This window comes from Streptococcus sp. 3613, assembly GCF_013277375.1.
In the GTDB taxonomy this organism is placed as follows: Bacteria; Bacillota; Bacilli; order Lactobacillales; family Streptococcaceae; genus Streptococcus; species Streptococcus pseudopneumoniae.
Genome location: NZ_VMMV01000047.1, coordinates 1 through 10,578, shown reverse-complemented (window position 1 = coordinate 10,578; position 10,578 = coordinate 1). Strand labels below are relative to the sequence as shown.

The window sequence follows — 10,578 nt, the reverse complement described above, 5'->3', positions numbered from 1 at the left end:
GGTGTTGTTACATCCACTGTTACTGGGACATCAATCGTTGAACCATCTGGATAGGTAACAGTTACAATACCTGGCTTGTCACCTGGTGTAGAAGTGTCTGGTGTCGTCTTCCATTTGTAATCTGTGCCATTTGGAAGGTCACCATTATTACCAATACTGTTCTTAGCATTCGGTTGCTCCTTAAGCCCAACTGTTTGAGTTTTGGCTGTTGGAACAATATTTGTTGCCTCCTTAATTGGGCTTGGTTCTGACACAACATTATCTTGTCCTGGTGTTTGAACAGTTGTTTTAGCTGTAATATTTCCTACTGGAACCTTACCTGTGATGATTGCAGTTGCTTTCCCATTTGTTACAGTTCCTGTACCAATAACAGTTGTTTCATCTGGACCATAAAGAGTCACGATTGAACCATCTTTAACTCCCTCTCCAACAGAAACAGTTACTGGGACATTTTCTTGATTAGACTTACCTGTTAAATCCGTTTCAATCATTGGAGCTTTTGGTTTAACAATAACGGTTACTTGTGGATTAGATTCTGCTACTGATTTATCAGTATGAGTTGCTGTTGCTGTGTACTTAAAGACACCTGCTGTATCTTGAACAACTTTAGGCGTTGTCCCTTTCCAACCCCATTCTACACCATTTCCACGTCCTTTTGGTGCATTTGTGTATTGGTTAGAATCTACACGTCCCTTCCATGTCTTTAATGAATCTCCAACTGTAACAGTTACTGTCTGACCTTCCAGTGGATGCTGACTAGCTAAGTCTTTTCCTACATGAACAGGGACATCAATATTCTCAGTTGATTTATCTGGATATGTGATTTTTACAACTGCTTTTTTATCTGTTCCTGCAGTATTGGTTTCAGGTTTTGAAACTACTTCAAAGATGGTTCCATTTGGGAATGCTGGTGTACCAGGTTTAGCAATGACTTTTCCTTTAACCTCATCATCTGTGATAGTATGATTAAATGGCACAGTCAGTGTATTTGCTGCTGGAGTATACTTTTCTGCCTGTTCATGTACATCAAAAACAAAGAATCCTGTTGTGGTGTTGGTTCCGTCTGTTGAAATTGCACGGCCAGTATACTTACCTTTTGCAACACCTAAACCAACTGTTCCTGTTACATTTTGTCCTAATGGCGAACCTTCTGTTGCCGTACCACTGACAGGTGTAAAGTTAAAACCACTTTGTAAGTTTTCCGTTTTGAAGTTCGTCACCTTTCCACTATCATCTGTAGTGATAAGACGTGTATTTACTGCATCACCACGGTATAGTGGAATAACTATATTTTGTCCTTCTGCATGAGTTTTTCCTAACTCCACTTTGCTACCATCGTCTTTAGCCCAGTAGATTTTTGGTGGAGTTGTATCACGAACCACTACTGGAACTGTTACTTCATCTGTTGATTTATCAGAGTAAGTCACAATAACTGTAGCTGTTTTGTTACCTGTTGTATCTGTATCAGGTTTTTGTTTAACACTTAACGTCGCATTACTTGGATAATTTTTAACTTTTGCTTTAATTGCTTCATCTGTTAATTCTTGTTTGATTCCAATTTCAAGAGTTTCTGCTGTTGGATTGTGTTTTTCATTTTCTTTCGTGGCTGGTACAACTTTTACTTTTACTGTCTTAGAAATTTCGTGACCAGCATCATCAGTTGCCTTAACGGTAACTGTTTTTTCTCCAATATCAGTTTCCTGTGCCGCTCCAAGGTCAATAGATAGTGTCTTTTGTTTATCAGTATTTACTGAATAGATCGTTTGTTGCGTAAATAGATGATTAGGATATTTTGTAAATATATCTGAAAAGCCTAAATTCACCTTAGTATCATCTTGTCCATTTACATTAAATAAGATTTTCTCACCAACTTTTACAGTTTGTTCTGCTGGTGTAACAGTCAATGTAGGTGGCTGTGTATCTGGTTTAGGGGTTGGAGTAACAGGATTACTACGATCAGAAGTTACTGTTCCACCATTATTCACAACTGTTTCAGCCGTAATAGGATTTCCTGGTAGAGCTTCTGCAACAGTAACAGTAGCTGTCTGTCCGTTAGTTGTTCCAGTTCCGATAACTGTATTCCCATCATAAAGCTTAACTGTTGAACCGTTTGGTACTCCGTTTCCAACATTTACAGTAATTTGTTGATTTGGTAAGCCTTTTTTGTTGGCAACATCTGTTGTAATAGCTGGTTTTTTTGGTTTAACAATTAATGTAACTGTTCCATCTGAACCAGAACCGGCGTCAGTTGATTTAGAACCGTCTTTATAAGTGGCAATAGAAATATACTTGAATACTCCGGCTTGTGCTGTACTTGGCAATTTATCACCTGCCCAAGTCCAGTTCATACCTGGAGGGAAAGTCCCACCATTTTTATGTTTAACATAACCTGAAGATACAGGGTTGCTTGAATCTCCTTCGTCATCTCCTACTGTTTTTGTAACTGTTAAACCTTGAATTGGGTCTTTTGGTGCCTCTGGATCACTTTGTAAACGCGCACCCTTTGCCCCCACAATATATGACTGCTGAGTAGTAGGTCCCTTGGTTACTGATGCTGCAAAAACATGACCGTATTGAGTTGCTTCTTCAAAAGTTACATCATCTCTAAGTTTAATCTTAGCATGCATGTGCATAGCATAATCTGTACTATTGTTACGAACATCGACTCCTAAAAAATAAGAATATCTAGGATAGTTTCCATTTTTATCTTTTGTAAGTAGATTTAAATCACTATCATCTTGGTTATGTTTAAATACTTCCCATAATTGCTTGCTGTTACCTGTTACACCTGAATTAGGATCATAAAATGTACGTCTATCATCATCAAAAATACGTTCTTTCTGATGCGCTGGACTCGTGATTACCGCAGTATTTCCTTTTTGGGTAAATCCTTGACCCCCATCAGAAAGCCTTCTACCACCAGTATTACTGTATCGTGTGAATCTTAGGTCTTTTATTGTATTAGACTTATAAGTTCCATTACTGTTAAGATCCATGATATTAAAAGGTCCTAGGAAATAATAGTGTTGTTGATAAGAACTCCTAACCATCCTATGACCATCGTTATTGAAGTAGACATCATAGACAATCCATTTCCCTTCATTATCTTGCACATAGGTTGCCTTAATATCAGTCTTATTTTTGGTAAACTCAGGTTCATCATTCCTTTTTTTGTTTCCACTATTCTCTTCCGGGTCAACAGAAGCGTAATATCTGACATTTGCTAAAGCACCTTCGTTAACAGTATTCGGGACAGATTCCAGAGCCCTCCTAGATCTTCTTCTAGGTTTGTTTTCTGATCCAGATGCAGAAGCAGCCCTGTCTGTGCCCTCCTCCTTAGGGTCGCTCGTTTCAGAAGAAGAACTCTTATCCGCTGATTCACTTCCCTGCGGCTGACTTTCTTCTTTAGAAGAACTTGATAAGACTGCCAAGTCCTTTTCCAACTTCTCAGCAAGACTGTCAAGCTCCCCTTGACCTGCATCAGCACGGGCTAATAATTCTTTCCCTTTTTGAAGTCGCTCCTTAATAGGACTTACAACTGAAGAATCGTGCTTCGAGTCGGTAGAAAGAAGAGCACTTACCTCTTCCACTAGCTTGCTCAAGCGGCTGTTATCAACTGTAGCAGCTTTCTCTTCAGCAGGTTGAGCTTCGTTATTTGCTGAAGGCTCACTGGCTATTTCGGCTTGATTTTCATCCCTTTCCTGCCCTGCTTCAGACGACTGCTCCCCATCTTTCGGGCTAGCTAGACCAGTAGTCGATGACGACGTGTTTTGGCTTGGGCTATCTGCACTCACAACGTTGGCCCCCATAAACATAAGAGCCGCAACCGCAACAGAAGCTGCACCAAAGCTATATTTACGAATAGAGAAGCGCAAGACTTTTTCGCGTTGATGGCGCTTTACCCTACTGAGTGAATTCGATTTATCTTCCATGTTACCTCCTTAAGAAGACTAATGATATAATAAAAAATAAGTTTCCCAACTCCCACTCCTTCAGAGAGTGAAGCTAGAAACAGCACCGTGATTCTTACTAGTGAGTAAATGATAGGAGATGATACGAGGTCACCCTTAAGCCTCAAGTAACTATAATATCACAGCTATCACAGCTATCACAGCTATCACAGCTATCACAGCTATCACAGCTATCACAGCTATCACAGCTATCACAGCTATCACAGCTATCACAGCTATCACAGCTACATTATACCACTTTGATAAAATTAGTCAACACTTATCCTGACACTTTTATCATTTTTTTCATCGCTGAATCTCACTGAAAGTTCTATAAGGAAGTTAGCCATCCATCCCTCCTAAAAATGAGATGGTTCAACTTGAGATGGTTCAACTATAGTGAAATGAAATAAGAACAGGACAAATCGGTCAGGACAGTCAAATCGATTTCTAACAATGTTTTAGAAGTAGAGGTGTCCTATTCTCGTTTCAATCTACTATAGCTTATGACGAGCCCTTCCTTTACCAGACAGATCTATAGCGAAAGGAAATAAAAACGCAACAGATTGATTAGGAAATGCAAAGCAATTTCTAAAACTGTTTTAGCAGTCGCTATCTACTTTCCTAGCTTCAAGCTACTCTATCTTTGACACCGGGTCCATCTACTCTTACCCCTATTTTTAAGCACAATAAAAGCCAGTAGACTCGAGTTCCTACTGACTTTCCTTCTCCGTGGTTTGGACTAGGCAGCCAAAACGTTGCGTCCTTTACGACGACGAGCTGCCAATACGCGACGACCATTTTTAGTTGACATACGGTTACGGAATCCGTGTTTGCGCGCACGACGAAGTTTACTTGGTTGATAAGTACGTTTCACGATGAATACCTCCTCATAGATTTTGTATTCGTTTAGCCGGCTATAAAGTGATCAGTTACTAAACATACTTTACCATTCTATCTGATTCTGTCACTTTTGTCAATAGCTCTAAGCAATTGTTTCCAGCTTTTTCTCATGTAAGCCCTATCTGCGATACTGTTTTAAGAAACGAGTCATCTTTTCTTGGATTTGGGCTAGTTCCTCGACACGAGGAAGGTAAACGATACGGAAGTGGTCTGGTTCCTGCCAGTTAAAACCGCGACCATGAACCAAGAGCACCTTTTCCTGCTTCAAGAAATCAAGGACAAACTGCTCATCATCATCGATACGGTACATATTGCGGTCGATTTTGGGGAAGATATAGAGACCCGCCTTGGGTTTAACGGCAGATAAACCTGGAATATCCTGAATGGCATGGTAGATGAAGTTTCTTTGCTCGTAGATTCGTCCACCAGGAAGGAGTAATTCATCGACTGATTGGTGACCACCCAAGGAGGTTTGGACGACTTGTTGGGCCAAAACGTTAGAGCAAAGGCGCATATTGGACAGCATATTGAGCCCTTCGATATAGCCCTTAACATGTGTCTTAGGACCAGACAGAACCATCCAACCCACACGGAAACCAGCGATACGATGCGATTTTGACAGACCATTCATGCTGACACAGAAGAGATCCGGTGCCAGACTCGCCACAGGCGTATGCACATGCCCATCCATGACCATGCGATCATAGATCTCATCCGCAAAGATGATCAAGTCGTTTTGACGGGCAATCTCAATAATCTCCAGCAAGAGTTCCTTCGGATAAAGGGCTCCAGTTGGGTTGTTTGGATTGATAAGGACGATTGCCTTGGTATTGGAAGTGATTTTTGACTTGATATCCGCAATATCAGGGTACCATTCTGCAGCTTCATCACAGATATAGTGAACGGCATTTCCCCCAGCTAGGCTGACAGCCGCTGTCCAGAGAGGATAGTCGGGCATAGGCACCAAGACCTCATCTCCATTGTCCAAAAGCCCCTGCATGGACATGACGATCAGCTCACTGACACCATTTCCAAGGTAAATATCATCCATAGCCACATTGGGGAATTTCTTCAATTGGCAGTACTGCATGATGGCCTTACGGGCTGAAAAAATCCCTTTGGAGTCAGAATAGCCTTCACTATCACGCGCATTCATAATCAAGTCATGGATGACCTCGTCTGGCGCTGTAAAGCCAAATTCTGCTGGATTTCCTGTGTTCAGACGTAAAATCTTTTCTCCATTTGCTCGCATCCGCATGGCTTCTTCCAAAACCGGACCACGGATATCATAAGCAACATGCTCTAACTTACTAGACTTGTTATATTCTTTCATCTTGTTTCCTCCATTCATCAGACTAGTAACATTATACCACTAGAAAAAGAATGCGACAAGTTTGCTGGAAGCTGTTACTAGATTTATATAGAAGAAAATCCTCGCTAAAAGCGAGGAAATAGAGGAGAGTTTAAAGAGAATAACTATCCACCATAATTTCTCATAGTAGAAAATAAGGTATAGGCTGCAGATGCATATAATCTCCCATCTGGAGATAATACGTCACTATCAAGAATAGCTTTTAACTGTTTGATAAATCGTTTATCACAATCAATATTCCAATATCCATTATCTCTATAACAAATATCGTGATCTTTACATGCCCAGTCTAAAATATCAATTGCATTCCCATTTCTATCATCCATTGTATGACCTGGACCACACCAATTACCATAAGTAGGAATCAAACCTCTTCTTATTCTTTTTATTACTTTATTATGAGATAGCTTCTGATTTTTATAACTTATAGCGAGTTCATTCACCATTTCTGCAAGAGTTATTGTTTCTTTATTTTCATTCTGTTCTTCCATAATATCCGTCCGAATAAAAGGAATATTCGATTCATCTAATTCAGTGTATTTTTTCAAAATAGTAATTGATTGATCTATATTATTGGAATTTTCCTGAGCTACAACAGGAATAACCATTCCAAAAGTAAACAATACAAACATCATTGTAATTATATATTTAGAACATCTCATATCAACACCTCAACTAATTTCTACATACCAAAAGATAAACCTAGAAAAAGCAAGCCTAAAAAGGAGTCATAGAGAAGATTGAACATGAGGAAAAGCCCCCATATCATCAAGTAATCCCAGCGACCACTTCTTTTAGCGACTAGGAATAATACCAAATGGTAGAGTAAATGAAAGACTAAAAAGCCAACAAAACCTGGATAAAGAAACGGTACCAAACTCTCTAATTGCCAGATCATGGTCACTTCTACCAAGACTGAAACTAGGATGATTCCATAATAAAGGAAATTTGAATTTTTTGATTCTTGAAAAGAGTTTTTCATCATTCTCCCTCCCTTCACTTCTTTCCTGCTATCCTTTCTTTTATTTTATCATATATTTATATAGATTTTAAGCGCTAACATTCTTTTGAAAAATACTTTTTTTGCTTTACTTCTATAGTGAAAAGTTTTACAATGATAGTAAGAAAATTTCAGGAGGTTTCATTATGGCACAACGTTACCAAAATATCATGGTCGCAATCGATGGTTCTAAAGAAGCAGACTTGGCTTTTGTCAAGGGAGTTCATTCTGCTCTACGAAACGACGCTAAACTCACCATCGCCCATGTCATTGACACACGCGCTCTCCAAAGCGTATCCACCTTTGATGCTGAAGTTTACGAACAACTCCAAGTCGACGCTGAAAGTCTGATGAAAGAGTACGAAAAACGTGCTAAAGATGCTGGTGTGGCCGATGTTCATATCGTCATTGAAATGGGAAATCCAAAGACCCTACTGGCACGTACTATTCCCGATGCTGAGGAAGTGGACCTCATCCTCCTTGGCGCAACCGGTCTCAACGCCTTTGAACGCCTCTTAGTCGGCTCTTCATCTGAATACATCCTCCGCCATGCTAAGGTCGATTTGCTGGTTGTGAGAGAACAAGAAAAAACCTTATAATCACAAAGAAAAGGAGCTCAGCGCTCCTTTTTGTTTACTATTTATACTCTTCGAAAATCTCTTCAAACCACGTCAACTTCCATCTGCAACCTCAAAAACATGTTTTGAGCTGACTTCNNTTCATTGAGTATTATTTCTCTCTTTATGACGCTCATAAGCCTTGAGCTGGCGCTGCAGTTCCTTTTTAATAGCAGGTTCTGGAGCATATTTTTCTTCCCAATCATCTGGTTTTAAGATTTTGTGGGTCACTGGATCAAAATGAGCCTTGCCATCTGGAAAAATTTTCCCCATATTAGCCTGATGGACAATGTCAAAAATACGTTCTGGATCCACCCCCATCAAGACAAAACTACCGTAGGTGAAATAAAGCGTGTCAATCAAGGCATCCACCTGACCTATCAAATCTTGCTGAGCAGGCGTCTTCTTAGCTACTTTATCTGCTGCCTTATCAAGAGCTTGATGAAGTTGCGATAGAGCTTGACCAAAGTCCTCTTCAGAAGGGCTGGCAGCTCGAACAAACTCCACCAATTCTTCTATTTTAAAGCCAGCCCTATGGGTTGCACCTTCTAAATCCCAAGCTCGAGGTTCTTCTTGAGTCCGTTCATCCATCATATGGTGGAAGGTCTTGACCTTATTGAAATGATAGTCACGGCTGACAAAGACTTTTTCTGAAGCCAAAACACCAAAATGTTCCAAGGCCTTGTGGATTCCGTCTTGTTGATTGCTGGTGGTAATGTGCTTGGCAACTTCCTTGACACTGCTACTACCATTTCCCATAGCCACAGACATACCGACACCCGCCAACATTTCTAGGTCATTGTCCGAGTCTCCAAAGGCCATGACTTGGTTGAGGTCAAAGCCATATTCTTTCCCGACTAGTCGAATGCCTTCCAATTTAGAGTTTCCTTGATTGATGACATCCGCAGCAAAAGGATTGCTACGTGTCAATTTCAAGTCTTCAAAATCAGCTGCCGCCTTCTCAGATTCTTCTGGCGTCATCAGCATCAAAACTTGGTAGATAGGCTGATTCATCAGATGAAGCAGGTCTTCTTCCTTTTGGGGAACAACCTTGCTGACCATGCGATTAAAAGACTGACTCACTGTCCGAGTTAAAACAGAGGGAACGAAGCGACTGATTCGTTGGGAAAAAGAACCCAGACCAAAGGACATGATTTTGGAACCCAGCATAGCATCCTTGGTCCCTAGGGCAATCTCCTTGCCCTCTTTTTTAGCATAGCTAATTAGATGGCGCAAATGCAACTTGGAAATAGGGCTCGTGAACAAGACTCTGTCTTTAGTAAAGATGTACTGGCCATTATAGGTTACCGCAAAATCCAGGTCCAAATCGTCCATCAATTCCTTAACAAAAAAAGGTCCTCGCCCTGTCGCTACACCGACAAGCACCCCTTGTTCTTTAACAATCTTAATCGCGTCCCTAGTGGATTTCAAAACACTCTTGCGATTGTTGACTAGTGTTCCATCGATATCAAAAAAAACAGCTTTGACTTCCATCCTATCCCAATCTCCCCTTTTGTGATACAATGATTATACCACATTTCAGAAAGAGTAAGTAAATCATGCCTAAGAAAATCCTTGTTTTACATACGGGTGGGACTATTTCCATGCAGGCCGATGCTTCTGGCGCTGTTGTGACGAGTTCAGATAATCCTATGAATCATGTGTCCAACCCACTTGAAGGAATCCAAGTTCATGCCTTGGACTTTTTTAATCTACCAAGCCCTTATATCAAACCCAAACATATGCTGGCTCTCTACCAAAAAATCAAAGAGGAAGCAGATAACTACGATGGGGTGGTGATCACACACGGAACCGATACTTTAGAGGAAACAGCCTATTTCCTTGATACCATGAAAATTCCCCACATGCCCATCGTTCTAACAGGAGCCATGCGCAGCTCCAATGAACTCGGTAGTGATGGTGTTTATAACTATCTGAGTGCTTTACGGGTAGCTAGCGATGACAAGGCTGCTGACAAAGGAGTTTTGGTTGTTATGAACGATGAGATCCACGCTGCCAAGTATGTTACCAAAACACATACGACCAATGTCGGTACCTTCCAGACTCCTACTCACGGTCCCCTTGGTCTGATTATGAAACAGGAAATCCTCTACTTTAAAACAGCTGAACCTCGTGTTCGCTTTGACCTTGATCACATACAAGGATTAGTCCCTATCATCTCTGCTTATGCTGGTATGACAGATGAGCTGATTGATATGCTGGATTTGGAACACTTGGACGGTTTGATTATCCAAGCCTTCGGAGCTGGTAATATTCCCAAAGAAACGGCTGAAAAGTTAGAAAGCCTTCTACAAAAAGGAATCCCAGTCGCCCTGGTTTCACGATGCTTTAACGGTATCGCTGAGCCTGTTTATGCCTACCAAGGTGGGGGCGTGCAATTACAAAAATCTGGTGTCTTCTTTATTAAAGAACTCAACGCCCAAAAAGCCCGCTTGAAACTCCTCATTGCCCTCAATGCCGGACTAACAGGGCAAGCTTTGAAAGACTATATGGAAGGCTAAGACTCTTGAAAAATCTCTTCAAACCACGTCAGCTTCCATCTACAAGCTCAAAGCAGGGACTTGAGCTGACTTCGTCAGTTCTATCCACAAGCTCAAAGCAGGGACTTGAGCTGACTTCGTCAGTTTCATCCACAAGCTCAAAACAGGGACTTGAGCTGACTTCGTCAGTTTCATCCACAAGCTCAAAGCAGGGACTTGAGCTGACTTCGTCAGT

9 protein-coding genes are annotated in these 10,578 nt (G+C 40.9%); 2 read left to right on the top strand and 7 right to left on the bottom strand.

Annotated features, from left to right (window positions below; all coding sequences use genetic code 11):
* From HT708_RS06460 to HT708_RS06440, 5 genes are all read right to left on the bottom strand, one after another.
* The coding region (locus HT708_RS06460) for a Rib/alpha-like domain-containing protein (RefSeq protein WP_172926149.1) at window positions 1–3,932 on the bottom strand (3,932 nt) is incomplete at its 3' end.
* A gap of 760 nt (window positions 3,933–4,692) precedes the next feature.
* Complete coding sequence (gene rpmH, locus HT708_RS06455) at window positions 4,693–4,827, bottom strand: 50S ribosomal protein L34 (RefSeq protein WP_000831907.1); 135 nt, start codon at window positions 4,825–4,827, stop codon at window positions 4,693–4,695.
* Between the two features lie 144 nt (window positions 4,828–4,971).
* A complete protein-coding gene (locus HT708_RS06450; RefSeq protein WP_050208835.1) occupies window positions 4,972–6,186 on the bottom strand; it encodes a pyridoxal phosphate-dependent aminotransferase in 1,215 nt (404 codons plus the stop codon).
* Between the two features lie 143 nt (window positions 6,187–6,329).
* On the bottom strand, window positions 6,330–6,833 hold the full coding sequence (locus tag HT708_RS06445) for a hypothetical protein (RefSeq protein WP_240156201.1): 504 nt from the start codon (window positions 6,831–6,833) through the stop codon (window positions 6,330–6,332).
* A 74-nt stretch (window positions 6,834–6,907) separates the two neighbouring features.
* Window positions 6,908–7,210, bottom strand: a complete 303-nt coding sequence (locus HT708_RS06440) for a hypothetical protein (protein ID WP_172926148.1) — start codon at window positions 7,208–7,210, stop codon at window positions 6,908–6,910.
* Window positions 7,211–7,371: 161 nt separating this feature from the next.
* Between HT708_RS06440 and HT708_RS06435 the strand changes: the two genes are divergently transcribed.
* On the top strand, window positions 7,372–7,824 hold the full coding sequence (locus HT708_RS06435) for a universal stress protein (protein WP_050208772.1): 453 nt from the start codon (window positions 7,372–7,374) through the stop codon (window positions 7,822–7,824).
* A 120-nt stretch (window positions 7,825–7,944) separates the two neighbouring features.
* Here the strand turns inward: HT708_RS06435 and HT708_RS06430 are convergent, their stop codons facing one another.
* Complete coding sequence (locus tag HT708_RS06430; RefSeq protein WP_000453150.1) at window positions 7,945–9,336, bottom strand: Cof-type HAD-IIB family hydrolase; 1,392 nt, start codon at window positions 9,334–9,336, stop codon at window positions 7,945–7,947.
* 65 nt (window positions 9,337–9,401) lie between these two features.
* Between HT708_RS06430 and HT708_RS06425 the strand changes: the two genes are divergently transcribed.
* Window positions 9,402–10,364, top strand: a complete 963-nt coding sequence (locus tag HT708_RS06425; RefSeq protein ID WP_172926147.1) for an asparaginase — start codon at window positions 9,402–9,404, stop codon at window positions 10,362–10,364.
* Between the two features lie 28 nt (window positions 10,365–10,392).
* On the opposite strand, the gene HT708_RS06420 is transcribed toward HT708_RS06425, so the two are convergent.
* Window positions 10,393–10,578 (bottom strand): hypothetical protein (locus HT708_RS06420; protein WP_172926146.1); only part of this gene is annotated, 186 nt, incomplete at its 5' end.